The following is a 23,213-nucleotide window of genomic DNA, read 5'->3' on the forward strand; positions in this document are numbered from 1 at the left end:
ATTCCTAAAATTAAGGATAAATCCTTGTAAGACTAGTTTTTAATAAATTATTATTCTACTTCTGCATCTACTGCATCATCTTTTTCGCTTTTTTTAGCGTCTTTGCTATCATCTTTTTTGTAAAGATTTTCAGCTAATTTATGACTTGCGTCACTTAGTTTTTTCATTTTCTCATCTATTTGAGCTTTTGTTGCGTTTTCATTATTTACTACATCATTTAGCTCATTTATTGCACCTTCAATCTCTTGTTTAATTGCAGGTTCAACTTTATCTCCTAAATCATTTAGGCTTTTTTGAACTTGATGAACTAGGCTTTGAGCTTGATTTTTCGCATCTACTACTTCTCTTCTTAATTTATCAGCTTCTTTGTTTTTCTCAGCTTCGTTTATCATATTTTTAATCTCTTCATCACTTAATCCGCTTGAACCTGTGATTGTGATATTTTGAGCTTTACCACTTGCTTTATCTAATGCACTTACCGTTAAAATACCATTTGCGTCAATATCAAATGTAACTTCAATTTGCGGCACACCTCTTGGAGCTGCTGGGATACCTTCAAGGTTAAAATTACCAAGAGATTTATTATCACGGCTAAACTCACGCTCACCTTGTAAGACATTAATAGTAACTGCACTTTGATTATCTTCTGCAGTTGAGAATGTTTGACTTTTTTTAGTAGGAATTGTTGCACCTTTTTCTATAATTTTACTCATAACTCCACCTAAAGTTTCAATTCCAAGACTAAGTGGAGTAACATCAAGTAAAAGCACATCTTTTACATCACCTTGAATAATTCCTGCTTGAGTAGCAGCACCCATTGCAACAACTTCATCAGGATTTACGCTTTTATTTAGTTCTTTTCCAAATACTTTTTTAACTTCTTCTTGAACTAAAGGCACACGAGTTGAACCTCCAACCATTACTACTTCTTTAATCTCGTTTTTGCTAATTCCTGCTTCACTTATAACTTCATTGATTTTTGTAATAGTTTCAGCTACAAGTGAGTCAATCATTCCTTCAAATTGAGCTTTTGTGATTGTTTTTACAAGGTGTTTTGGACCTGTTGCGTCAGCTGTAATGAATGGTAAATTCACTTCAGTTTGATTTGTGCTTGAAAGCTCTTTTTTAGCGTTTTCTGCTGCTTCTTTCAATCTTTGTAACGCCATTTTGTCATTTCTTAAATCAATTCCTTGCTCATTTTTAAACTCAGTTGCTAAGAAATCAATTAATTTATTATCAAAATCATCTCCACCTAAAAACGCATTACCACCAGTTGCTAAAACTTCTACAACACCATCACCAGTTTCTAGAATTGTAACGTCAAATGTCCCACCACCTAAGTCATATACTGCAATTTTTTCAGCACTTACTTTATCAAGACCATAAGCTAGAGCTGCTGCAGTTGGTTCGTTTATAATTCTTAATACATTTAACCCTGCGATTTGACCTGCTTCTTTAGTAGCTTTTCTTTGTGCATCGTTAAAATATGCTGGAACGGTAATTACCGCATCAGTTACAGATGTTCCTAAATAGCTTTCAGCATCTTCTTTAAGTTTCATTAAAACTTTTGAAGAAATTTCTTGTGGAGTGTAAGTTTTACCTGCAATTTCTATCGCACAAGCACCATTTCTATCTACTATTTTATAAGGTAAATGTTTTGCCGCTTCTTTAGCATTATCTTCATTCATCATAAGACCCATAATTCTTTTAATTGAATAAATTGTTTTTTCTGGGTTTGCTACTGCTTGGCGTTTTGCACTATCACCTACTAAAACTTCGCCTTTATCTGTAAATGCTACTATTGAAGGAGTTGTGTTTTTTCCTTCTTTATTTGGAATTACTTTTTTTTCTCCACGCTCATAAATTGCTACACATGAATTTGTTGTTCCTAAATCTATACCTATTGCTTTTCCCATAATTTTCTCCTTTTATTTTGATACGCTTACTTTACAAGCTCTAATTATTCTGTCATTTATCATATAACCCTTTTGAAACATAGCTGCAACACAATTTGGCTCAAGCTCTGCTTCAACATGCATCATAGCTTCGTGATAACTAGGGTCAAATTCATCACCTTCATTAGCTACGATTTCTTTAATTCCGTGTTTTGCTAGGATATTTTTAAATAAACTTAAAGTATTATCAATACCTTGTTTAAGTTGTTTTGAAAACTCATCATCTGCTTCAAAATTACTAGCATTTTCTAATGCGTCTAAAACAGGTATTAAATCCTTAAGAAATCCTTCTTGTGCATATAAAACAGCACTTTGCTTATCTTTTTCTAAGCGTTTTTTATAATTTTCAAAATCTGCATTAGCTCTAAGATAAGCGTCTTTTAATTTTGCAAATTCTTCATTTGCCTTATCAAGCTCTGCTCTTAAAGCAATTTCTTCATTACTTAACTCATTTTGTTCGCATTCACAATTTTCATTGCATTCGCAAACTTCTTCGTTATTTACTACATTTTCTTCTTGCGTGGCTTTTTCGCTCATATCGCCTCCCTTAATTGATTTAAAACATTTTCATAGTCTGTAAAAATACTACCTGCAATTATTAAAGAGCTTTTATTTTGCATATAATTACAATCTAATTTAACTCCCATAAAATCAGGTAAAAATAGCTCATCATAAATCAAGTTATTAGTAAAATAATCAAGTAACTTTAAATTCATAATAGAACTAAATGAAGAAAGTTTTACAATATTTGCAAAAATTTTTTCTCCACATATAAATTTAATTTTATTTTTAAAAGAATTTTCAATATCACTTAAAGTATTTATTAAATTTAATCTATATAAAATAGTCTTAATATCATTTATCTCGTATCCTTTTAACTGATTAAAAAGTATATTTAATTCATCATTAAAATCAATCAAAACCCTATTTTCTATAAAATCTAAAATAATAAATCTATTTTCAATGTTTAAAATATCATTTAAAAATATTTTTTTATTATCAACAATAAGGAAAAACAAATCATTCTCGTTAGCAACTCTTAATAAATTTAAAGTTGAGTTTAATTCTAATTTAGAATTTAATTCATAATTAAAAAATTGCTTCCAATAATATTTCATAGCTTTTTGAGTAGGAATTCTTCCACCGCTTGCGTGAAGTTTTGAAATATAACCATCACTATCAAGTTGTTTAAAATAAACTCTTATAGTGCTTGCAGGAACATTCAAACTATCTTGCAATAACATAGAGCCAATTGGATTTTGCTCGCTTAAATAAGCTTTAATCATTTGCTCTAGTATAAAATCAGTTTTTTTACTCATTATCACTCATACCTTAAAATTGATAAACGAATTATATCACTTGAGTTGTTAACTATCAAGTAACTATTTAGTCTAATACACTCAACTTAATTTAGTAAAATTATTTAACCATATATTTTATACATTATTTCGTATATATTTTATTTTTTAATGTATTGATTTAAGGATATTTTGTATTTTTTATATTTTTTTACAAATATAAACTCCGTTTTAGCGAAGTTTAATTTTTAAAATCGTATAATTTAAAAATGATTGAGACGAACGATATATTTAATTTATTACATAATGCGATAGAGAGTAAAGAAAATGGTAAGAAAATTTCTTTGCAAGCAATGTCGCAGCGTTTAGGATTACCTATGCGAACTTATCAAGACTGGCGTTTAGGTAATTCTAAACCACAAGCAGTAAAAGCTGTATTTACAATGCTTTGTGAATTAGATGATGATGAGTTATTATTTTTAATGTCTCGTATAAGAAAACAATTAAAGGATTAAAAGTGATTACCGAAAAGGAAAGAATAGAGCTTGATATGATATTTAATAGTATTAGAACAAGTAAAAAAAATATAATAAAAAGATATTTAAAAAATATCTGCAAAAAACTTTTATATCCTCGTAAAAAGCAATATAATCATCAATTTAATTAATTTTCAAATTCTTTAACCTAAATTAAAGAATTTGAATCATATCTTAGATATTTTAAATTATTTTATTTCAATACTTTCAATAATATCGCCTTGGCGGATACTATCAAGAACCTTTAAGCCATCTTCATTATTAACTTGACCAAAAATCGTATGAACTCCATCTAAGTGTGGTTGTGCTGAATGACAAACAAAAAATTGAGAGCCACCAGTATCACGACCAGCGTGAGCCATAGATAAAGTCCCTCTTAAATGCTTATGCTCTTGATTTTTACATTCACATTTAATATTCCAACCAGGACCACCTGTGCCTGTGCCTAAAGGACAACCACCTTGAATAACGAAATTAGGAATTACTCTATGAAATTTTAGACCATTATAAAATCCATTTTTTGCTAAATGAACGAAATTTAAAGTAGCTTGCGGGCTATCTTTAAATAAAGTTAATTTCATATCACCTTTATTAGTCTTAATAATAGCTTCATTAATATTTTCTAAATCTGCAAAATTGTCATATACTTTTAACATAATTTTTCCTTATTCTATATTTGTATAAACTGCTTGAACATCATCATCTTCTTCAAGCTTATCTAATAATTTTTCAAGTTCAGTGATTTGCTCTTCACTAAGACTTATTGGATTGTTTGGGACATATTCAAGTCTTCCACTAACAAGCTCTAATTTAAGCTCATCAATTCCTGTACTAAGCTCTTTAAAGCTATCATAAGCTCCAATAATTCTTACATTTTCTTCTTCATCTTCTAATTCTTCTAAACCAAAATCAATTAGGCTTAATTCTAATTCTTCTAAATCCATATTAGGTTTTTTACATACAAAAACACTTTTTCTTGAAAATAAAAATTCTAAACTACCATTTACAAGTGGAGTAGCTCCGTTTTTGTTAAAAATAGCTTTTATATTAGCTGCGGTTCTATTGGTATTATCAGTAGCAACTTCAACTATAATTTGCACTCCGTAATTAGCTTTAGCTTCATAATGAAGGCTTTTAATATCGTTTCCATCTTTACCTGCTGCTCTTTTTAATGCCGCGTCAATATTATCTTTTGGCATATTTTGAGCTTTTGCTGTTGCTATTGCTGAACGAAGTTTTGCGTTCATTTCAGGGTCAATTCCACCTTCTTTTGCTGCAACTTCAATAGCTTTTGCTAACTTTGGAAATATCTTACTCATCTTATCCCAACGAGCTTCTTTTGCTGCACGTCTGTATTCAAACGCTCTTCCCATATTCACCTCTTATAATTAAAATTTGGTTAAGATTTTACAAAAACAAGGATAACTAATGATTAGACCTGCTAGAATGAGTGATTATAAGGCTTGCGAGATTTTAGACTTAGCTATGGCTGAGTTTAGTGAAAACTTTTTTAACGAGAAAGACTATCATAAAAAAATAGAAAAATTTTATGAATTTTTTGGCAAGGAAAAAACTAGATTTTGTCTTGATAATTTATTTGTATATGAAAAAGACAATCAAATTATTTCAATTTGTTGTGCTTATGGCGATAGAGAATATAATGATGACGCTTTAAAGCAATATTTAAAAAATATAAACTCAAATTATGAGATTATAAAAGAATGCGATAAAGACGAATTTTATATAGATAGTGTAGCGATAATTCCTAGCTATAGAAAAATGGGAATATTAAAAGAAATGCTTGAATATGCAATTAATATAGCAAAAAATAAAGGTTATAAAAAAATTACACTAATAACCAAATCTTCACAAATATACGAAAGATATGGTTTTAAAGTAATAAATGAGTGTAAAGAATTTGAAAACTATTTTAAAATGCTAAAAGAAATTTGAATATATTAATTTACAAATAGTGCAAAAAACAATAATTATAAAAACCCATCTAATTATATTTATATTAATTTTTAGAAGGCATTTACCACCTAAATAAGCGCCTATTATCCCACCTATTCCCATAATAAGACCAAGTTTAATTAAAACATCATAAAAGCACAAAAAGAAACATAAAGAACAAACATTGCTTGTAGTGTTTAATAATTTAGTATTTATTGATGCTTGCTTTAGATTAAATCCTAATAAAGAAGTAAATGCTAATATCCAAAATGAGCCAGTTCCTGGTCCTATAAAACCATCATAAAATCCCAAAATAACACCAAAAATTATTAAAAATAAAGTAGTGCTTAAAATAGCTTTTTTGTTTATATTCCCTAGATTTGGCTTAAAAATAGTATAAATAAATACTAATATTAAAATAACTAAAATAAGTGGCATAATAGCTTCATTAGATATTAAAAGCAAAACATAACTTCCAAGAATTGAAAAAATTGCTGTTATTAAAATTCCAAGTCTTAATTCTTTAAATTTTATTTCTTTTCTTAAACTAAATACAGCAGAAACTGCAGCCATGCTAGCCTGCAGTTTACCCGTTGCAATAGCTAAAGATGGTGGCACTCCAAGTCCTAAAATCACAGGCAATGTAACAAGTCCGCCACCACCAACAACAGCATCAATAAAACCACCAATAAATGAAGCTAAAAAGCCTATAAAATATTCTAATAAACTAAATTCCATAAAGAAATTATATAATAATTTTAGTTAAATTATACAAGACTAAATAAGTTTATAAAAAGTCTTTTATATAAATAAATTTTATAATTTGTAATAAAAATTATTTTAAATAATATTCATAAGTTAGTTTAAGTAAAGTTATAAAAACAATAACTAAAAATATTTTTTTGATAGAATCACTTTTGTATTTTAAAACAAATTTAGCACCTAAAAATGCTCCAAATATACCACACATAGCCATTTTTAGACCAAGTGAATAATAAATCTTAAAATCTATCATAAATATTATAAGAGAAATCATACCGCTTGCCATACATAAAGCTTTAGCATTAATACTTGCTTGTTTAATATCTTGACCTATTAAACTAATGCTAGTAAATATCCAAAATGAACCTGTAGCAGGCCCTAAAAATCCATCATAAAATCCTATCAATAAGCCAAAAAACGGATAGAATAATTTTTCACTAATTATTTGCTTAGCTTTAATACTACCTAGTTTTGAATTGAAAATAGAATATATAAAAATCAATAAAAGAGTAAATAATATAATGGGTTTTAATGGTTCAGGATTAATTATTAAAAGAACCCTAGCACCTAAAATACCACCTATTATGCTAAAAATCATTCCTATAAATACTTTTTTAAATTCTATATATTTAAAAAGGGTTGAAAACGAACAACACATCGCAAACATTGCTTGAAATTTGTGAGTGCTAATGGCTAATTGTTCTCCTAAACCAAAAGCAATTAGCATAGGTATTATAATAAGCCCTCCACCGCCGCAAATTGCATCAATAAAGCCAGCAAATAATGCCGATATTAAAACTATAATTTCTTGTATAATACTAATTTCTGGCATTTTTAATTAATTCTTGTAAAGAATTTTCATCATTAGTCTGAGATATTCTATATAAAGCAAAATCGTATTTTAAAGGGTCTTCATTGCAAAAATTTTTTAAAGCCTTACTAAGCTCTAACATACATTTTTGATCAGCTTGTTTTCTTTTAATAAGCCCTAACATAAGCCCCATTTTATGTGTATGTGTATCAAGTGGCATTAGTAAATCAGCAGGGCTAATTTCACTAAACAAACCTAAATCTAAATTATCATTTCTTACCATCCAACGATAATACATACAATATCTTTTATACGCACTTGTATTATTAACTTTACTAAAAAAGAATTCATACCCATCACTTCTATAATCATTCAATGAATAAATCTCAGTAATTAAAGCTTGAATAACTTCTAATATTTTATTATTTTTGCTTGTTTTATAAATTTTATGACTAAAATCTTTTATACTTGATTTTTCTTTAAATCTTTTTAGACTAATAAAAATCTCTGCTACATCTCTTTCGTTTTGAAATCTATATTTGTGATTTATTTGCCTTATTTCTTCATCACTTTTATTAAGTAAAGTAAAATCAAGTTTTTTTAAAAATTTTACTATAGCACCAGCATTTCCATACGCAAATAAAGCGCATATTAAAGCAATAAATTCTATATCTTTGCTATTAATATTATCATATACTACTTGCAATGGGTCAGGATGTGAATATAAATTATCAATTGTATTTTTAATACCACTTTGTTCATCTAATAATTTTTTTATCATATTCTCTCTTTTAAAGAAGTAATTTTTATATAAGATTCTTCTAATCTACTTCTACTTATTTTGCCATCATCTACCGCTTGACTTATAATATCAACAACATAACTTGCTGTATCTCCATACTTTATCCTAGATAATCCAAAATATAATATATCAACTCCAGCATTTATACTATCAATTATCCTATCTTTAAAATCTATGCCATCTAAATCACCACCTAAGATATCATCACTTACTATTACCCCATTAAATGATAAGTCATTTTTTAATATATTAATGATTTTCTTAGACATATTTGCTGGTTTTTTATCTAGTATAGGATAAATTTTATTTGAAACCATTATCATATCAACTTTATTAGTTTGTGTAAAATCATAAAATGGCTTTAAAAAACTTAATCTATAATCTTTAACAAAACTTGAAGAATTATTCATATCTCCAGGAAAAGTTTTAGCTGCTATTAAAATATTACTTTGCCTAAAAGCATCAGAGTATTCTCTAGCATAGATACTAAGTTTATCTAATAAATCATTAGTTATACTAGTATTTACCCCTAATGTTAAATTTAAATTAAGTCCTAATTCTTTTAAATTTAAAGCTGATTTTAGATAATTCAATCTAGCATCATTAATATTTAAATTCTGATTAATAAAATCAGGTTCTTTACAATATAAAAAATCATAATTTTTATCTAAATCTTTATAATCAATACCTAAAAATAATGGATTTACAATTGCTATATTTTTAAATCTACTTACTAATTTTTTTGCCTGTTCAATATCTGTGAAATTATTTGCCCTAAAAACTATACCACCAACTTTTCCAAGACTAGCTTCTTGACCTAATTTTCTTATATTGTATTCTTTAATATCTTTTCCATTAAAACCTATCATAATCATCTGACCAGCTAGTCTTTGGGTGCTTATATTTGATAAATTTTGAGAATACAATACAATATTTACAAATAATATAATTAAAAATTTTTTCATTTTTTTAATAAATCTTGTAAGCTAGTTTTTACATTCTTGCCATTTAAAATTAATAAAATTTCATTAGCAATAGGACAATATATATTATGTGTTTTTGCAATTTTACAAACTGATTTAGTGGTATCAATTCCTTCAGCAACTTCATTTAATTCTTGCTTAATTTCATCTTGATTATAGCCCTTTGCAAGCATTAATCCCACTCTGTAATTTCTTGATAATGTTGAGCTAGCAGTTAAAAATAAATCACCTGCCCCACTTAAACCTAGAAAAGTATTATCTTTAGCACCAAAAAACTTACCAAATCTAGTAATTTCTATAAGACCACGAGAAATAAGAGCAGCTCTTGCGTTATTACCTAATTCTAAACCATCACAAATTCCACTAGCAATAGCAATAATATTTTTATATGCACCACAAATCTCAGCACCAACGACATCATTATCGGTGTATGTCTTTATAAAACTAGGAAAAAAATTAGCAAATTCTTGATTTAACTTATCATTAACACCACTAATTACAAGTGCTGTTGGTAAATTTTTACTAACTTCTGTTGCAAAAGATGGGCCAGTTAAAACACTAATATTTTCTATTGGAAAAAACTTAGAAAATACATCGTGTAAAAACAAGTCTTGATAAATACCTTTTGAAGCGATTAATACATAATTATCATTTAAATTACTAAAGTTAGCTCTAAGATAATCATAGGTTCCTTGAGCACTTAATGCAAATATTAAATATTTACTTTTTTTAGCTTCGTTTATATCAATATATTCACCTGATTTTTTACTAAAAGAACAAATATTTACTTTGTTATTAAGTGAGATAGCATGAGCTATTGCACTACCCCACTTACCAGAACCAATTACGCTAATCATCCAAGCTTAGCCTTTAAAAGCTCATTTACTTTATTTGGATTAAAAGCTCCTTTGCCTTCTTTCATAGTCTGCCCTACAAAAAATCCAAACAATTTATCTTTACCCGACTTATATTCAGCTACCTTATCTGCATTCTTAGATAATATTTCATCTATTATTGCATTAATAGCACCATCATCACTAACTTGTTTTAATCCTAGTTTATCAATAGCATCACTTACACTTATATCGTTTTCAAACAAATAAGCTAAAACATCTTTGCCTGCTTTATTTGATATTTCACTATTTTCAATAGCTTTTATCAAATCTGCTAATTTTTCTTTTCCCACAGGAGAATTTGTTATATTTAATTCACCTTTCAATAAACCCATTAATTCTACACTTAACCAAGTTGTACTAAGTTTTGGAGAACAACCTGATTTTATTAAATATTCAAAAAACATAGCCATTTCTAGTGAGCTTACTAAAACCTTAGCATCATCTTCTTTTAGCCCATACTCGCTAACATAACGAGATATCTTCTCATCTGCAAGTTCAGGAATTGCAACATTAATCATATCAGCACTAGCAAATACAGGTAATAAATCAGGGTCTGCAAAATATCTATATTCAGCAGCTTCTTCTTTGCTTCTCATAGGTTTTGTAACAAGTCTTGTAGTATCAAATAATCTTGTTTCTTGAACTACTTCACTATCATACTTACCATCCATCCAAGCAGCTATTTGGCGTTCTTTCTCATACTCTATTGCTTTTTGAATAAATTTAAAACTATTTAAATTCTTAATTTCTACTCTTGTATAAAATTTATTATCGCCTTTAGGTCTGATAGATATATTAACATCACATCTAAAAGAGCCTTCTTGCATATTAGCATCACTAATATCTAAAAATCTTATAATAGAATGAAGTTTTTTAAGATAAGCTACAGCTTCATCAGCGCTTCTAATATCTGGCTCACTTACAATCTCAAGTAGTGGAGTTCCCGCACGATTTAAATCTACTAAAGAATTATCGTTTTCGTGAATATTTTTACCTGCATCTTCTTCAAGGTGAGCTCTAGTAATTCCTACTGTTTTTTTACCAAAATCACCTTCAATTTCTAATTTTCCACCTTCAACTATTGCCACATCAAATTGTGATATTTGATAAGCTTTAGGTAAATCAGGATAAAAATAGTTTTTTCTATTAAAAATACTTACTTCATTAATTTTTGCGTTAATTGCTTTACCAAAATATATAGCCTTTTGTAAAGCTTCTTTATTTAATACAGGTAAAGCTCCAGGCAATGCCAAACACACAGGGCAAACATTAGTATTAGCAACTTCACCAAAACTTGTCGCACAAGAACAAAAAATCTTAGTTTTTGTATTAAGCTGAGTATGAACTTCTAAACCAATAACTACTTCAAATTCCATTAATGCTCCTCATCAATTGCAATAGCACTAGCTATATATACATAAGTTAAAATCATAAATACAAACGATTGTAAAAATGCCATAAATGTTAAAAGAAAATATGGTGGAAGCGGAGCTACGATTGGAACTAAAGCCAAAATAACACCTAAAAATAAATCATCTCCTTTAATATTTCCAAAAAGACGGAAAGATAAAGAAACTATACGAGAAAAATGTGATATCACTTCAACAACAAACATAAGTGGAGCAATCACTTTAACGGGACCAAAAAAATGCTTGAAATACTTACAAAATCCTTGAGTTTTTATGCCTTCGTAATGATAGTATATAAAAACAATTATTGCTAAAGGAAGTGTTAAATTTAAACTAGCACTAGGAGCTTCAAATCCAGGAATTATACCTATTATATTGCTTACAAAAACAACTAATCCAAGAGTAGCGATTAAAGGAACATATTTTAAAGCTGCTTCCTTTGAGCCTAAAGTATCTTTACCCATAGATAAAACACCATCTAAAAACATTTCCATAATATTTTGAATACCTTTTGGAACTAATTGCATTTTAGAAGTTGCTAATTTTGCTAAAACCAAAATAATTGCAATAACTAAAACGAAATGAATTAAATAAGTAATCGCTTTATTGTCATCAGCTATAAAATCACTAAATAAAAATAAATTGTGCATTTATTATCCTTAAAATTTGAAAGTAATCTGCTGATTTTACAAAAGCTAATTTAGTATTTGGTTAATGTTTTTGTAAAAAATATGGAATATGATTTGCTTAATTTAAACATATTTAAAATAAGGAAAAATAATGAGATTTATGATATTTTTGATATTTATATTAAATTCCTTAATGGCTTCACAAATAAAAGATATAGCAAATATTGTTGGAGTTAGGGATAATGAGTTAATCGGATATGGTTTGGTTGTTGGTCTAAATGGTAGTGGAGATGGTTCTAGTAGCGAATTTACTATTCAATCAATTGCAAATATGCTAGGCTCTATGAATATCAAAATAAGCCCTGATGATATTAAAAGTAAAAATACCGCAGCAGTTATGATTAGTGCAAAATTACCTGCCTTTGCAAAAAGTGGGGATAAAATTGATGTAAATGTAGCTTCATTAGGCGATGCTAAAAGTTTAAAAGGTGGAACACTTTTATTAAGTGCTTTAAAAGGTGTTGATGGGAATATTTACGCATTAGCTCAAGGAGCGCTTAGTATAGATAGTAGTGGCAAAGGTGCTAGTATGACAAATGCAAAAATAACAAATGGAGCTAGTATAGAAAGAGAAGTTAATTTTGATTTTAACAATCAAGAAAGAATTACTCTAAGTCTAAAGCAAAATGATTTTGCACTAGCGAGTAAAATAAAAAACGCAATAAATAAAGCTTATGATTTAGATATAGCAAAAGCTACAGATGGTAAAACAATAATAATAGAAAGACCAGAAGAAGAAAGTGCAGTTGATTTTATAGCAAAAGTATTATCGCTAGATGCTGGAGAAATAAACGCAAATAGTAAAATCATAATAAATGAAAAAACAGGAACGATAATAAGTGGAATTGATGTAGAAGTTAGTCCTGTTTTAATATCTCATGGAAATATAACAATTAAAATTGAACCTAAAAGACCTTATGAACTAAAAGACAATGAAGTTGATTTAAAAGATGGTAGTGTAATTGATACTAGCTCAAATATTTTAAGAATTACTAACGATAAAATAACTTTAGCAAATATCACTAGAGCCTTAAATAAACTAGGTGCAAGCCCTGCTGATGTAATAACGATTATTAAAAATTTAAAACAAGCTGGGGCAATTAATGCTGAATTGGAGATTTTATAATGGATATATCAAAAATTTATGAAAATACATATAAAAATACTCTACCAAATACAAATACCTTAATAAAATTAAGCGAAGATAGTAAAAATAATTTTTCTAATTTATTAGAAAAAGAAATTAATAAAATAGAAAATAAAAAATCTCATGAAATTTTAAATTCTAATTTAATAAACCAGCCAAATACTGCAAAAGTAGATGAAAAATTGTTAAAAGAACAAACAGATGCTTTTGAAGCATTTATGATAAAAAGTGTCCTTGATATTAGTCTTAAATTAGAAAATCCACTATTTGGAAAAGACGCTGGAGATGATATTTATGGCTCAATGTATAATGATGCTATGAGTAAGGCTTTAAGTGGTGGGCTTGGATTTTCTGAAATGCTATTTAATTTTTTAAAAGAAAGGCTATAAAGTTTTTTAAACTAATTCCGATATAGTATGCAAATATTATAAAAAGGTTGAAAAATGTTAAACTCACTTAGTTCATCTATGGTATATTCAAGCCAAGATATTATGAAGCCAAAAGCTACAAAAAGTGAAAATGTTGATAAAACTGAAGTTAAAGAAACCAAAAGTTCTTTGAGCCCAAAAGCAGCTGCTATAGCTGAGCAAATTGCAAATGGAACTTATAAAATTGATTTAAAATCTACCGCAAATGCAATTGCAAATGAGTTATGCTAATGATAGAAAAAAGACTAGCTACTGCTAATAATCTTTTATTAAAAATTATTAGCATAACAGAACAAGGAATAAGTGATATTAAAGAAGCTAGAAAAGACAGACTTGATATTCAAAATAAGGAAAAAGTAGAAGCACTTAATGCTTTTTTAAAAGAAAAGCAAGCTTTAGATAATGCCTTACTTGAATTAGCTACTAAAAATAATGGTAATTTATCAGATTTATTAAGTGAAAAATCAAGCGATTTATTACAACAATTAAAATTTAATTTAAATTACTTATTAGCAAAAAACAAAGAATATGCAAAATATGTGCTAAGTGTTAAAGAATTTTATGATTCTTTACTTGAAGAAATGTTAAAAGATAGCATAGAAACTAACGGATACAAACAAGAATTTAAAAGCACAACAACACTAAATCATAAAATATAAATATCTTTTAAAAGATATTTATACAGCTGATTTGCTTTGCCATTTTTTACTTTTCCAACGATATGTATTAGCAAGTCCTCTTAAAAGTTCATCAACTACAAAAGCACCCCATATTCCAACCATGGCAAAATGTAAATGTATCCCTAACATATAAGCTAAAGGAACACTAACTCCCCACATAAAAACAATTCCAGCATAAAAAGGAAAGGCAGCATCCCCACTAGCCCTTAAAGAATTAACCATTACTATATTTAAAGCTCTTGAGCTTTCTAAGAAAAAACTTATTATAAAAAGCGGTTTTATAATATTTATTAATTCATTGCTTAAACTAAGTGCTTGAAATATATAATCTTGAATTAAAAAAACAAAACTAGCATATACTAAACTACAAATTATTGCAATTTTTAATACTTTAAAACTTTGTTTATACGCTTTTTCAAATTCTTTTGCACCAACTAGCCTACCGATGATTATCTCATTAGCCACACTTAATGCAGAGCTAGTAGTAAATATAAACATTGAAATTTGAAAAAATATACTTTGAATACTTAAAGCATCTTTTCCTAATAATCCAACAAAAGCGAAAATAACCATATATTGTGCTGACCATAGTAGATTTTCTCCTGCACTAAAGCCACCTATTGTCAAAATATTTTTTAATATTTTTTTATTAATTTTAAAAAATAGCTCAAAATAAATCTTAAGTTTTGCAATCTTAAAATATATATAAACTAACATTGCAAGGCTTACTATCCTAGAAATTACACTTGAAATTCCCACTCCAAATAAGCCTAAATCATATTTATACAAAAATATAGCATTAAAAACGATATTAACTGCATTCATAATAAGCGATACAATCATTAATTCCTTAGCCTTAGCATAAGTTCTAATTACAGATGATAAAGCTATATTTAAGCAATCTAACAATATTACATAAGCTATAGTTTGTAAATATATTAATGAATAATCAAATATATCATTAGGAACATTTAACAACTTAAGCATATTGCCATCAAAAAAATTAATTATAAAAAATATCAAAATACCTAAAACCATATTAAAAGATATACTAATATGAGCTGACCTTATTGCTAAGTTTTTGTTATTAGCACCTAAAGCTTGAGATATTAATACACTTGAACCAATTGAAAGGAATGAAAATATAGTTGTAGCTATTATAAAAATCTGATTTGCACTACTCATAGCTCCTATTAAAAACACATTGTATCTACTAATCATAATAGTATTTATGACAATAGAACTAAAACGAAGTAGCATTTCTAAATAAATATTTAAAGATAATTTATAAAAATTAATTTCTTTCATAGCATTACTTAGGACTAAATGAAATTCTTAAAGAATTTCATTTAGGAATTATTTTCTTGATAAATAGTTTGTATCAAATTTATTGTTTATAAAATCAGGATTTTCCATCATAGAAATATGAAAATCTTTTGTAGTTTTAATACCACTTACTATTAATTCTTGTAAAGCACATTTCATCTTATGAATTGCCATCTCTCTTGTAGGAGCCCAAACAACAAGCTTACCTATCATACTATCATAAAACGGAGGAACGCTGTATCCTTGATAAACATGGCTTTCCATTCTCACATTTGCACCTGCAGGAGCTGTATATCTACTAATTGTCCCAGGACAAGGTGTAAATGTTTTAGGGTCTTCTGCAGTAATTCTGCACTCAATTGAATGACCTTTAAAATTTATCTCTTCTTGTTTAGGTAGAGCTTTTCCTTCAGCTACATTTATCATATGACGAATAATGTCTTCTCCACTACACATTTCACTTACGCAATGCTCAACCTGTAATCTTGTATTCATTTCAATAAAATAAAAATTTTGATAATCATCTAATAAAAACTCAAATGTCCCTGCACCTTCATATCCAATAGCTTTAGCTGCTCTTATAGCAGTTTCTAATAATTTTTCTCTAGTAGCTGGCTCTAAAATTCTAGCTGGACTTTCTTCTATTAGCTTTTGATGTCTTCTTTGCATAGAACAATCACGCTCACCTATATGAATAACATTTCCAAAACTATCTCCTATGATTTGCACTTCAATATGGCGTGGATTTTTAATGTATTTTTCAATATACATTCTACCATCACCAAATGCACTTGTAGCTTCGCTTTCAGCAGACCAATATGCTTTTTCTAAATCAGTAGCCTTTTCAACCACACGCATACCACGACCACCACCACCTGCAGCAGCTTTTAAAATAACAGGATAGCCCATTTCTTCAGCTAATTCTTTTGCAACTTCTACTCCACTAATAGCCCCATCACTACCTGGGATTACTGGAACACCTGCTCTTTTCATAACTTGTTTAGCTTTACTTTTATCACTCATAGTATTCATAGCTTCTACACTAGGACCTATGAATTTAATATTATGACGCTCACAAATTTCTACGAAATTTTGATTTTCACTCAAAAACCCATATCCAGGAAAAATCGCATCAGCACCACATAATTCAGCAGCACTAATAATTGATGGGATATTTAAATAACTCTCGCTTGATTTTGGACCACCAACGCAAATACTAGCATCACAATATTTTAAATATAAAGCGTCTTTATCAGCACTAGAATATATACAAATAGCTTCTTTACCCATTTCTTTAATCGTTCTAATAGCTCTTAGAGCTATTTCTCCACGATTAGCAATTAAAATCTTTTTAATCTCTCTCATTGCAACCTACTTATAGTTTTTCAACTGCAAATAATTCTGTTCCATACTCCACAGGTTGTCCATCTTCTACTAAAGCGCTTACGATTTTGCAATCAAATTCAGCTTCAATTTCATTCATAATTTTCATAGCTTCAATAATGCAAATTGTATCGCCTTTTCTCACTGTTTGACCAACTTTTACGAAACTAGCTGCCCCTGGACTTGGTGCTTGATAAAATGTTCCTACCATTGGGCTTGTAATTGCTGGATGAGTGTTTTTAGCAGGTTGTGCTTCATTTACTACATTTACATTAATTGGTGCTGGAGCACTTTGTGGCATTACTGCAGGAATTGGTGCGCATTCAACAACCGTTCCTTGCTTTTCTAAGCTAATTTCAAAATCGCCTTCTTTGATTTTGATTTTGCCTATATTTGCTTGAGCAAACATATCTATTAATTCTTTTATTTCTTCTCTTTTCATTTTCTCTCCTGATATAAAATTCTGACAATTTTAATGTTATAAATATAACAAAAATAAAATTATAACTTATAATAGCATATACTTTTAATTTCGTGTTTCAAATTCTCACATTTTTTAAAACTCGTTAACAATATTTATTATGCTTTTAAATTCTTTTTCAATATTTTCACTAAAAGAAAAATTATGAATATAAATATGCAAATAATTATCTTTATAAAAAAGACTTATTTTGTGATTAATAAGTTTTGCATTATTACTAATAATATCTAATTTCTTAGGATTTAAGAATTTAAAAACTTCTAAATTATTATTAGAATACAATTTAAAATATTTATTAAAATCTACATTATCAAGTAAAATTAAAGGCTCTTTAACTCCTAAAATATCCTTAATATCGCTATTACTAACTATTATAAAATCTTTCATTTTTATATTTTTTTTACGAATATAAATTCCTTTAAAAATATCTTTTTCTCTTTTTTTATCTTTTTGTGTGTAATAAGTATTTTTAATATTAACCTTTAAAATATCTAAATCATCTTTATTATAAGCAAATTCTATATTTACACTTTCACTATTAATTATGCCTTTTTTAATATCGCTTATATTTGATATTTCATTAAAATTATTGCTAATAAAAAATGGTTTGATTATATTTTTATACTGAATATAGCTAATAAAAAATGATAAAATTATAATAAATACTATCAAAATAAACATTATATAAATATTTTGAAATTGCCTAGCAATACCCCAAATTAAATATATTGCCAAACACACAATACAAATTATTCTAAAAACTTTTAAAAACTCTATCATTTTGCCTCATTAAATTCTTTTATAATTCTTAAAACACTTTTAAATTCATTCTCAATATTAGAAGAAAATAAAAAATTATGAATATAAATTTCTAAATATTCATCACCATAAATCACACTAAATCTATGATTTATATATTTTGCAGCTGTTACGATATTTCTTAATTTTTTAGGATTTAAAAATTTAAAATCCTTAACCATATCACTAGGATATAAAATAAATTTTTTATTAAATTCTACATTATCACTCAAATAACTAATCTTTTGATTAAATAAAATTCCATTATTAAAATATAAAAATAACAATCTCCTATTAGCAAAAATACCAAAATTATTATGAATTTTTTTCTTAACCCTTATATAAGTTCCAAAAAAATCAATACTTAAATACTTAATCTTAACATCAAACATACCTATACTATCAACTTTTAAAAAAGAACAAAACAAAATATCTAAACCATTTTTTCTATAAGCATTAAAAATATAAGCCCTATCAGAAGCTATTAATGTATCTTTATATTTTTCCTTATCTTCAATCAAAACGAAATTATGTTTATAAAAAAACGGCAATACATATAAAAAAAGATTAAGAGTATAAATTAATAAAGCAAGTAATATTAAAGATACCGCTAAATATAAAAAATGACTAAAATGAATTAAATTCATATCCTTACTAATATAATAATCATCTATTGCTAAACATAATTTATAAAATGCAAAAACAACTAAAACTATAAAAATAAGTTTTAATGTTTTAATCATTTAAATAAATCTTTTACATTAGGATTGCTTTTAATTTCATCTTTTACTTCATAAAAATCAGCTTTTATAAAATTAAAAGCATTAGCTATTAAATTATTTGGAAAACTCTCGCAATAATTGTTATAACTTGTAACTGCCGAATTATAAGCTCTTCTAGCAGCACTAATTTGCTCTTCACAATCTTTTAAAGCATTTAAAAGATTATTAACACTTGAGTTTGCCTTTAAATCAGGGTAATTTTCAAGTTTTATATTTAAATTCCCTAAAGCTTTGCTTAGTTCGTTATTTAAAGCAAATTTTTCTTTAGTATTATTTGAATACATAGCATTTTCTCTAAGTTTTACAATATTTTCTAAAGTATCTTTTTCGTATTCAAAATAAGCTTTTATAGAAGCTATTAAATTAGGTATTAAATCATATCTTTGCTGAAGTTCAACATCAATACTTGAATAAGTATTTTTTACATCATTTCTTCTTGCTATTAAAGAATTATAAGTAAAAATAACCATAATAATTACTAAAAACAAAATAGCCAAAATCACATAAATTATTTCCAAAACTAACTCCTTAAATATTTTTCAATTTCATTTTTAAATTCTTGTATCTTTTCATCTATGTTAAACTCATCAAAATACTCTAAATGAGCTATATTTACGCCCGTATAATTATAAATAAACTCATCAAGTCTAGTATCAATCTCGCCAATCATCACAACACAAACAATATCAAAACCATTATCTTGCAATGCTTTTATACTTAAAATCGTATGATTTATCATACCCAAATAATTCCTAGCAGCTAAAATTACTTTACGCTTATGTTTTTTCATAAAATCAATCATAGTTAAATTATCATCAATAGGACAAAAAAGACCCCCAGCTAATTCAATAATCATTTTATCATCATCAGGCAAGATTAAATCATTTATAGAATATTCAATATTATCAACTTTTTTTGCTATGTGTGGTGATGCAGGAGTATTTAAAAATATCCCTTCTTTATGAACTTTTACATTCTTTACAAAACGCCTTAAAATATCGCTATCTTTATTACAACCTGCTTGAACTATTTTAAAATAAGAATAATTAAAAGCTTTACACAAAGCAACACATAAATGAGTTTTACCAGCGTCAGTATGAATGCCACATATATACATTTTTATCCTTTTTAGTTAGAATAAATTGTATTTTAACAAGTAAAGGATATAAAATGAAAGAAATATTTTTATGTTCAATTTGCAATGTAAAAAGTGGAAATTGTAGCGAAGATTGTGCGTATTGCACCCAAAGTAAGCATTATAATACAAATATTAATGTATATGATTATAAGGATATTAATACTATTTTAAACGAAGCAAAAATAGCTAGTGAAGCTGGTGCTTTAGGATTTTGCCTTGTTACTTCTGGTCGTGGAATTGACAGTAAAAAGCTAGATTTTATTGCAAGAGCAGCAAGTGCTATTAAAGAAAGTGGCTTACATTTACACCTAATTGGCTGCAATGGAAGAGCTAGTTATAAGGATTTAGTATTTTTAAAAGAGCATGGAATAGATAGTTATAATCACAACCTAGAGAGCGCCAAAAGCAATTTTAAAAATATCTGCACAACTCATACTTATGAAGAAAGATATGAAACTAATCAAAACGCTATAAATGCTGGGCTTGGCATTTGCTGTGGTGGGATTTTTGGCTTAGGCGAAAGCGATGAGCAAAGAGCTGAATTACTTGACGCTCTTGCGACTTTAAAGCCGCACACAAGTCCAATTAATTTTTATATAAAAAATGAAGCTTTAAAAATCAAGGCTAAAGAAATCACCAAAGAAGAAGCTATTAATATAATAAAACTTGCAAAAGAAAAACTACCAAATACAAGACTAATGGCTGCAGGTGGTAGAGAATTTGCATTTAAAGATGATTTTAAAGCTATGTTTGAAGCAGGGATAAACGCTATCGTGCTAGGAGATTATCTGACTACAAAAGGCGAAGAAAAACATAAAGATGTAGAACTCATCTTAAAAAGTGGCTATGAAGTAGCTAAGAGTTGTTAAAAATTTTATGGAATTTGAATTTTAAATCCAAATTCCATAAATAATTTATATAAAAATTTTTATATTTTTTTTAAAAAATTCAAAATACTATTAAATTAATATTTATTTTATTTGTTACAACTTAAGATACCCCCCCCCATTGACACATATTAAATCATTGCTATATAGATATTTAAAGGCTTAAGAATAAAAAGTAAATTTTATGCTAATATACGGAGCTTAATTTAGAAATTATTATCAATAGGAGAATGAGAATGAAAATATCTCAAAAATTAGCAATTATAATTGCTGTGTCTTTAGTGATTTTATGCTCTAGTATGATTTATTTATCAAATAGTGCGATGAAATCAATTAGCGATGATACTGATGTATCTATTGAAAAATTAGTCTTAGACGATGCTTTAAAAACTGCTCAAAGCGTTGTATATAGTGTAAATCATATGACAGACCAGTTATATTTAGATTTAAAAAGTAAAGGCATTAGTAAAGAAGTATCATACAATAACACCATAAAATACTTAAGCAATATGGATTTACATAATAAATTAGTGAATTTTTTCGCAATGGATGAAGATGGAACCTACCTAGTTCATTATGTTCAAGCAAGAATTGGTAAAAATCATATAAATGACAAAGATATTTATGGAAAATACTTTATTCAAGATTTAATCAAATCATCAGCAAACCCAGATGGTGGATATGTTAAAACTAAGTTTTTTGATTCTATGATTAACAAAGAAAGAAATGTATTAATATACGCTCAAAAAGATATAGGTATGGGAATTATCTATGCTTGCACCGTGGATTTAGATGAAGGAATGAAAGAAATACAAAAAATCAACGACGATATGAACTCTCACATAAATGAATTTGGAATCAAATTTATAACATACGCAGTGATTATTGGGATAATAATACTTGCTATATTAATTTTCTTTGTATTATTTCAAATCTCTAAACCACTTAATTATCTTACAAGTAGAGCTACTGAATTAAGTAGTGGAGATGGAGATTTAACTCAAAAATTACCTGTAAATGGTAAAGATGAAATAGCAGCAACAAGTAAAGCCATTAATGATTTTATAGAAAAAGTTAGATTATTAATCGTAGATGCTAAAAATATAAGTAGCGAAAATGCTAGTGTAGCAAATGAGCTTTCTCAAAGTTCTTTAAATACAGGTCAAAGTGTTGAGCAAAGCTCTGTGATAGTAAGAGATGTAGCTAATAAAGGAGATAGTGCAAACTCTACTCTAGCAATCGGAGTTAAAGCTGCAGAAGATGGCAAAAACCAATTAGTAAATGCTCTAAAATATATAAATGATGTAAATAAATCTATTTCAGAATTAAATACAAAAATTATGCAAAGTGCGAATTTAGAAGCTGAAGTATCAGATAAGATAGTAAGACTTAGTCAAGATGCTGATAATGTTAAATCTATTTTAGAAATGATAAATGATGTAGCAGACCAGACTAATCTACTTGCATTAAATGCTGCAATTGAAGCAGCAAGAGCAGGAGAGCATGGGCGTGGGTTTGCCGTAGTAGCTGATGAAGTAAGAAAATTAGCAGAAAGAACCCAGCATTCATTAGTAGAAATAAACGCAACAATAAGTGTTATAACACAAGGTATAGAAGATGCAAGTGGTCAAATGAGCCTAAATGCAAAAAGCATTGGAGAACTGACAAAATTAGCTGATAATACTCAAAAAACTATGAACGATATGAATGAAGCTATGAATAATGTAATAGGAATTTCAAATCAAACCGTAGATGATTATATAAACACTAGCAAGGTTATGGATGATATATTATCAGGAGTTAATAATATCAATAAAATAACTCACGAAAACGCAAGAAGCGTAGAAGAAATAGCAGGAGCAGCAAATCATCTTAGTAACATTACAGAAAAATTAAACTCAAAACTAAATGAATTTAGAACTTGAGTAAATCATTTGCTAGCACTAACGAAAATGGCGTGGTAGTTTAAGGTATTGTGATATTTATCATTAAAGATTTTTAAATCATTTTTACCTAAAAATACCCCGCTAAAGGCATTTACTCCACTAAGTTTTAAATGCCTAAAAAGC

The 23,213-nt window shown here is 27.6% G+C and carries 27 protein-coding genes and 2 pseudogenes; 10 read left to right on the plus strand and 19 right to left on the minus strand.

Going from position 1 to position 23,213, the window contains the following annotated elements:
• Positions 1-50 precede the first annotated feature (50 nt).
• Genes dnaK through AVBRAN12647_RS02610 form a run of 3 tightly spaced genes read right to left on the minus strand, consistent with a single transcriptional unit; the run spans position 51 to position 3,274 of the window.
• Positions 51-1,916, minus strand: coding sequence for a molecular chaperone DnaK (dnaK, locus tag AVBRAN12647_RS02600; protein WP_214118833.1), 1,866 nt, complete (start codon positions 1,914-1,916; stop codon positions 51-53).
• A 12-nt stretch (positions 1,917-1,928) separates the two neighbouring features.
• Positions 1,929-2,492: a nucleotide exchange factor GrpE gene (locus tag AVBRAN12647_RS02605; RefSeq protein WP_336612408.1), complete on the minus strand. Its 564-nt coding sequence runs from the start codon at positions 2,490-2,492 to the stop codon at positions 1,929-1,931.
• The gene (locus tag AVBRAN12647_RS02610; RefSeq protein WP_214120281.1) at positions 2,489-3,274 is read right to left on the minus strand and encodes a hypothetical protein; all 786 of its coding nucleotides are present in this window, start codon (positions 3,272-3,274) and stop codon (positions 2,489-2,491) included. Before AVBRAN12647_RS02610 ends, AVBRAN12647_RS02605 begins: the two co-directional genes overlap by 4 nt.
• Before the next feature lie 248 nt (positions 3,275-3,522).
• Here AVBRAN12647_RS02610 and AVBRAN12647_RS02615 point away from each other — a divergent pair, with 248 nt between their 5' ends.
• Both AVBRAN12647_RS02615 and AVBRAN12647_RS02620 read left to right on the plus strand, forming a co-directional pair.
• A complete protein-coding gene (locus AVBRAN12647_RS02615) occupies positions 3,523-3,768 on the plus strand; it encodes an XRE family transcriptional regulator (protein WP_214118828.1) in 246 nt (81 codons plus the stop codon).
• 2 nt (positions 3,769-3,770) lie between these two features.
• On the plus strand, positions 3,771-3,920 hold the full coding sequence (locus tag AVBRAN12647_RS02620; protein ID WP_214118826.1) for a hypothetical protein: 150 nt from the start codon (positions 3,771-3,773) through the stop codon (positions 3,918-3,920).
• Between the two features lie 57 nt (positions 3,921-3,977).
• Here the strand turns inward: AVBRAN12647_RS02620 and AVBRAN12647_RS02625 are convergent, their stop codons facing one another.
• Both AVBRAN12647_RS02625 and AVBRAN12647_RS02630 read right to left on the minus strand, forming a co-directional pair.
• Complete coding sequence (locus AVBRAN12647_RS02625; RefSeq protein ID WP_214118824.1) at positions 3,978-4,445, minus strand: peptidylprolyl isomerase; 468 nt, start codon at positions 4,443-4,445, stop codon at positions 3,978-3,980.
• A gap of 9 nt (positions 4,446-4,454) precedes the next feature.
• Positions 4,455-5,162 carry a YebC/PmpR family DNA-binding transcriptional regulator gene (locus AVBRAN12647_RS02630; RefSeq protein ID WP_214118822.1) on the minus strand — a complete coding sequence of 236 codons (708 nt, stop codon included), beginning with the start codon at positions 5,160-5,162 and terminating at the stop codon, positions 4,455-4,457.
• Between the two features lie 55 nt (positions 5,163-5,217).
• On the opposite strand from AVBRAN12647_RS02630, the gene AVBRAN12647_RS02635 reads away from it, so the two are divergent.
• On the plus strand, positions 5,218-5,742 hold the full coding sequence (locus AVBRAN12647_RS02635; RefSeq protein ID WP_336607048.1) for a GNAT family N-acetyltransferase: 525 nt from the start codon (positions 5,218-5,220) through the stop codon (positions 5,740-5,742).
• On the opposite strand, the gene AVBRAN12647_RS02640 is transcribed toward AVBRAN12647_RS02635, so the two are convergent.
• The 7 genes from AVBRAN12647_RS02640 to AVBRAN12647_RS02670 form a co-directional block, all read right to left on the minus strand.
• Positions 5,728-6,480 (minus strand): TSUP family transporter, encoded by a 753-nt coding sequence (locus tag AVBRAN12647_RS02640; protein ID WP_336614651.1) that lies wholly within the window; start codon positions 6,478-6,480, stop codon positions 5,728-5,730. The two genes, AVBRAN12647_RS02635 and AVBRAN12647_RS02640, sit on opposite strands and share 15 nt — an antisense overlap.
• 97 nt (positions 6,481-6,577) lie before the next feature.
• Positions 6,578-7,336: a sulfite exporter TauE/SafE family protein gene (locus AVBRAN12647_RS02645; RefSeq protein ID WP_336614652.1), complete on the minus strand. Its 759-nt coding sequence runs from the start codon at positions 7,334-7,336 to the stop codon at positions 6,578-6,580.
• The gene (locus AVBRAN12647_RS02650; RefSeq protein WP_214118814.1) at positions 7,323-8,096 is read right to left on the minus strand and encodes a TIGR02757 family protein; all 774 of its coding nucleotides are present in this window, start codon (positions 8,094-8,096) and stop codon (positions 7,323-7,325) included. Before AVBRAN12647_RS02650 ends, AVBRAN12647_RS02645 begins: the two co-directional genes overlap by 14 nt.
• On the minus strand, positions 8,093-9,082 hold the full coding sequence (locus AVBRAN12647_RS02655) for a glycoside hydrolase family 3 N-terminal domain-containing protein (protein WP_239803584.1): 990 nt from the start codon (positions 9,080-9,082) through the stop codon (positions 8,093-8,095). The genes AVBRAN12647_RS02650 and AVBRAN12647_RS02655 overlap by 4 nt, the downstream gene beginning before the upstream one ends.
• On the minus strand, positions 9,079-9,957 hold the full coding sequence (locus AVBRAN12647_RS02660) for an NAD(P)H-dependent glycerol-3-phosphate dehydrogenase (RefSeq protein WP_214118811.1): 879 nt from the start codon (positions 9,955-9,957) through the stop codon (positions 9,079-9,081). Before AVBRAN12647_RS02660 ends, AVBRAN12647_RS02655 begins: the two co-directional genes overlap by 4 nt.
• Positions 9,954-11,372: an Asp-tRNA(Asn)/Glu-tRNA(Gln) amidotransferase subunit GatB gene (gene gatB / locus AVBRAN12647_RS02665; protein ID WP_336614653.1), complete on the minus strand. Its 1,419-nt coding sequence runs from the start codon at positions 11,370-11,372 to the stop codon at positions 9,954-9,956. The genes AVBRAN12647_RS02660 and gatB overlap by 4 nt, the downstream gene beginning before the upstream one ends.
• The gene (locus AVBRAN12647_RS02670; protein ID WP_336608589.1) at positions 11,372-12,055 is read right to left on the minus strand and encodes a F0F1 ATP synthase subunit A; all 684 of its coding nucleotides are present in this window, start codon (positions 12,053-12,055) and stop codon (positions 11,372-11,374) included. Before AVBRAN12647_RS02670 ends, gatB begins: the two co-directional genes overlap by 1 nt.
• A 130-nt stretch (positions 12,056-12,185) precedes the next feature.
• Here AVBRAN12647_RS02670 and AVBRAN12647_RS02675 point away from each other — a divergent pair, with 130 nt between their 5' ends.
• From AVBRAN12647_RS02675 to AVBRAN12647_RS02690, 4 genes are all read left to right on the plus strand, one after another.
• A complete protein-coding gene (locus AVBRAN12647_RS02675) occupies positions 12,186-13,220 on the plus strand; it encodes a flagellar basal body P-ring protein FlgI (RefSeq protein ID WP_214118805.1) in 1,035 nt (344 codons plus the stop codon).
• Positions 13,221-13,369: 149 nt separating this feature from the next.
• The gene (locus tag AVBRAN12647_RS02680) at positions 13,370-13,630 is read left to right on the plus strand and encodes a rod-binding protein (protein ID WP_239803721.1); all 261 of its coding nucleotides are present in this window, start codon (positions 13,370-13,372) and stop codon (positions 13,628-13,630) included.
• Positions 13,631-13,684: 54 nt separating this feature from the next.
• Positions 13,685-13,900 (plus strand): flagellar biosynthesis anti-sigma factor FlgM, encoded by a 216-nt coding sequence (locus AVBRAN12647_RS02685; RefSeq protein WP_214118801.1) that lies wholly within the window; start codon positions 13,685-13,687, stop codon positions 13,898-13,900.
• Positions 13,900-14,328, plus strand: a complete 429-nt coding sequence (locus AVBRAN12647_RS02690; RefSeq protein ID WP_336614654.1) for a hypothetical protein — start codon at positions 13,900-13,902, stop codon at positions 14,326-14,328. The genes AVBRAN12647_RS02685 and AVBRAN12647_RS02690 overlap by 1 nt, the downstream gene beginning before the upstream one ends.
• Before the next feature lie 18 nt (positions 14,329-14,346).
• Here AVBRAN12647_RS02690 and AVBRAN12647_RS02695 read toward each other — a convergent pair whose 3' ends face one another.
• The 7 genes from AVBRAN12647_RS02695 to bioD form a co-directional block, all read right to left on the minus strand.
• Positions 14,347-15,657 (minus strand): MATE family efflux transporter, encoded by a 1,311-nt coding sequence (locus tag AVBRAN12647_RS02695; protein WP_336614655.1) that lies wholly within the window; start codon positions 15,655-15,657, stop codon positions 14,347-14,349.
• Positions 15,658-15,705: 48 nt separating this feature from the next.
• Positions 15,706-17,040: an acetyl-CoA carboxylase biotin carboxylase subunit gene (locus tag AVBRAN12647_RS02700; RefSeq protein WP_336614656.1), complete on the minus strand. Its 1,335-nt coding sequence runs from the start codon at positions 17,038-17,040 to the stop codon at positions 15,706-15,708.
• Between the two features lie 10 nt (positions 17,041-17,050).
• Positions 17,051-17,500 (minus strand): acetyl-CoA carboxylase biotin carboxyl carrier protein, encoded by a 450-nt coding sequence (accB, locus tag AVBRAN12647_RS02705; protein ID WP_214118793.1) that lies wholly within the window; start codon positions 17,498-17,500, stop codon positions 17,051-17,053.
• A 114-nt stretch (positions 17,501-17,614) separates the two neighbouring features.
• Entirely contained in the window at positions 17,615-18,319 is a 705-nt protein-coding gene (locus tag AVBRAN12647_RS02710; protein ID WP_336609389.1) for a DUF3137 domain-containing protein, read from the minus strand.
• Positions 18,316-19,080: a DUF3137 domain-containing protein gene (locus AVBRAN12647_RS02715; RefSeq protein WP_336614657.1), complete on the minus strand. Its 765-nt coding sequence runs from the start codon at positions 19,078-19,080 to the stop codon at positions 18,316-18,318. Before AVBRAN12647_RS02715 ends, AVBRAN12647_RS02710 begins: the two co-directional genes overlap by 4 nt.
• Complete coding sequence (locus AVBRAN12647_RS02720) at positions 19,077-19,637, minus strand: LemA family protein (RefSeq protein WP_239803579.1); 561 nt, start codon at positions 19,635-19,637, stop codon at positions 19,077-19,079. Before AVBRAN12647_RS02720 ends, AVBRAN12647_RS02715 begins: the two co-directional genes overlap by 4 nt.
• Positions 19,638-19,639: 2 nt before the next feature.
• A complete protein-coding gene (bioD, locus tag AVBRAN12647_RS02725; protein WP_336614658.1) occupies positions 19,640-20,236 on the minus strand; it encodes an ATP-dependent dethiobiotin synthetase BioD in 597 nt (198 codons plus the stop codon).
• A 53-nt stretch (positions 20,237-20,289) separates the two neighbouring features.
• Between bioD and AVBRAN12647_RS02730 the strand changes: the two genes are divergently transcribed.
• The 3 genes and pseudogenes from AVBRAN12647_RS02730 to AVBRAN12647_RS09695 all read left to right on the plus strand — a co-directional run.
• On the plus strand, positions 20,290-21,126 hold the full coding sequence (locus AVBRAN12647_RS02730; RefSeq protein WP_239803577.1) for a biotin synthase: 837 nt from the start codon (positions 20,290-20,292) through the stop codon (positions 21,124-21,126).
• Positions 21,127-21,467: 341 nt separating this feature from the next.
• Positions 21,468-22,211: pseudogene (locus tag AVBRAN12647_RS09690) on the plus strand (HAMP domain-containing protein); the annotation flags it as partial.
• A gap of 240 nt (positions 22,212-22,451) precedes the next feature.
• Positions 22,452-23,069 (plus strand): annotated as a pseudogene (locus tag AVBRAN12647_RS09695) (methyl-accepting chemotaxis protein); the annotation flags it as partial.
• Positions 23,070-23,213 lie beyond the last annotated feature (144 nt).

The organism is Campylobacter sp. RM12647, from assembly GCF_020138135.1.
Classification (GTDB): domain Bacteria; phylum Campylobacterota; class Campylobacteria; order Campylobacterales; family Campylobacteraceae; genus Campylobacter_E.

Coding starts and splice junctions, on each gene's coding strand:
- AVBRAN12647_RS02730 (WP_239803577.1), top strand. CDS start 20,290: ATGAAAGAAATATTTTTATGTTCAATTTGCAATGTAAAAAGTGGAAAT.
- AVBRAN12647_RS02660 (WP_214118811.1), bottom strand. CDS start 9,957: ATGATTAGCGTAATTGGTTCTGGTAAGTGGGGTAGTGCAATAGCTCAT.
- AVBRAN12647_RS02625 (WP_214118824.1), bottom strand. CDS start 4,445: ATGTTAAAAGTATATGACAATTTTGCAGATTTAGAAAATATTAATGAA.
- accB (WP_214118793.1), bottom strand. CDS start 17,500: ATGAAAAGAGAAGAAATAAAAGAATTAATAGATATGTTTGCTCAAGCA.
- AVBRAN12647_RS02635 (WP_336607048.1), top strand. CDS start 5,218: ATGATTAGACCTGCTAGAATGAGTGATTATAAGGCTTGCGAGATTTTA.
- AVBRAN12647_RS02650 (WP_214118814.1), bottom strand. CDS start 8,096: ATGATAAAAAAATTATTAGATGAACAAAGTGGTATTAAAAATACAATT.
- AVBRAN12647_RS02690 (WP_336614654.1), top strand. CDS start 13,900: ATGATAGAAAAAAGACTAGCTACTGCTAATAATCTTTTATTAAAAATT.
- AVBRAN12647_RS02685 (WP_214118801.1), top strand. CDS start 13,685: ATGTTAAACTCACTTAGTTCATCTATGGTATATTCAAGCCAAGATATT.
- AVBRAN12647_RS02615 (WP_214118828.1), top strand. CDS start 3,523: ATGATTGAGACGAACGATATATTTAATTTATTACATAATGCGATAGAG.
- AVBRAN12647_RS02645 (WP_336614652.1), bottom strand. CDS start 7,336: ATGCCAGAAATTAGTATTATACAAGAAATTATAGTTTTAATATCGGCA.
- AVBRAN12647_RS02610 (WP_214120281.1), bottom strand. CDS start 3,274: ATGAGTAAAAAAACTGATTTTATACTAGAGCAAATGATTAAAGCTTAT.
- AVBRAN12647_RS02700 (WP_336614656.1), bottom strand. CDS start 17,040: ATGAGAGAGATTAAAAAGATTTTAATTGCTAATCGTGGAGAAATAGCT.
- AVBRAN12647_RS02670 (WP_336608589.1), bottom strand. CDS start 12,055: ATGCACAATTTATTTTTATTTAGTGATTTTATAGCTGATGACAATAAA.
- bioD (WP_336614658.1), bottom strand. CDS start 20,236: ATGTATATATGTGGCATTCATACTGACGCTGGTAAAACTCATTTATGT.
- AVBRAN12647_RS02640 (WP_336614651.1), bottom strand. CDS start 6,480: ATGGAATTTAGTTTATTAGAATATTTTATAGGCTTTTTAGCTTCATTT.
- AVBRAN12647_RS02710 (WP_336609389.1), bottom strand. CDS start 18,319: ATGATAGAGTTTTTAAAAGTTTTTAGAATAATTTGTATTGTGTGTTTG.
- dnaK (WP_214118833.1), bottom strand. CDS start 1,916: ATGGGAAAAGCAATAGGTATAGATTTAGGAACAACAAATTCATGTGTA.
- AVBRAN12647_RS02655 (WP_239803584.1), bottom strand. CDS start 9,082: ATGAAAAAATTTTTAATTATATTATTTGTAAATATTGTATTGTATTCT.
- gatB (WP_336614653.1), bottom strand. CDS start 11,372: ATGGAATTTGAAGTAGTTATTGGTTTAGAAGTTCATACTCAGCTTAAT.
- AVBRAN12647_RS02715 (WP_336614657.1), bottom strand. CDS start 19,080: ATGATTAAAACATTAAAACTTATTTTTATAGTTTTAGTTGTTTTTGCA.
- AVBRAN12647_RS02695 (WP_336614655.1), bottom strand. CDS start 15,657: ATGAAAGAAATTAATTTTTATAAATTATCTTTAAATATTTATTTAGAA.
- AVBRAN12647_RS02675 (WP_214118805.1), top strand. CDS start 12,186: ATGAGATTTATGATATTTTTGATATTTATATTAAATTCCTTAATGGCT.
- AVBRAN12647_RS02630 (WP_214118822.1), bottom strand. CDS start 5,162: ATGGGAAGAGCGTTTGAATACAGACGTGCAGCAAAAGAAGCTCGTTGG.
- AVBRAN12647_RS02605 (WP_336612408.1), bottom strand. CDS start 2,492: ATGAGCGAAAAAGCCACGCAAGAAGAAAATGTAGTAAATAACGAAGAA.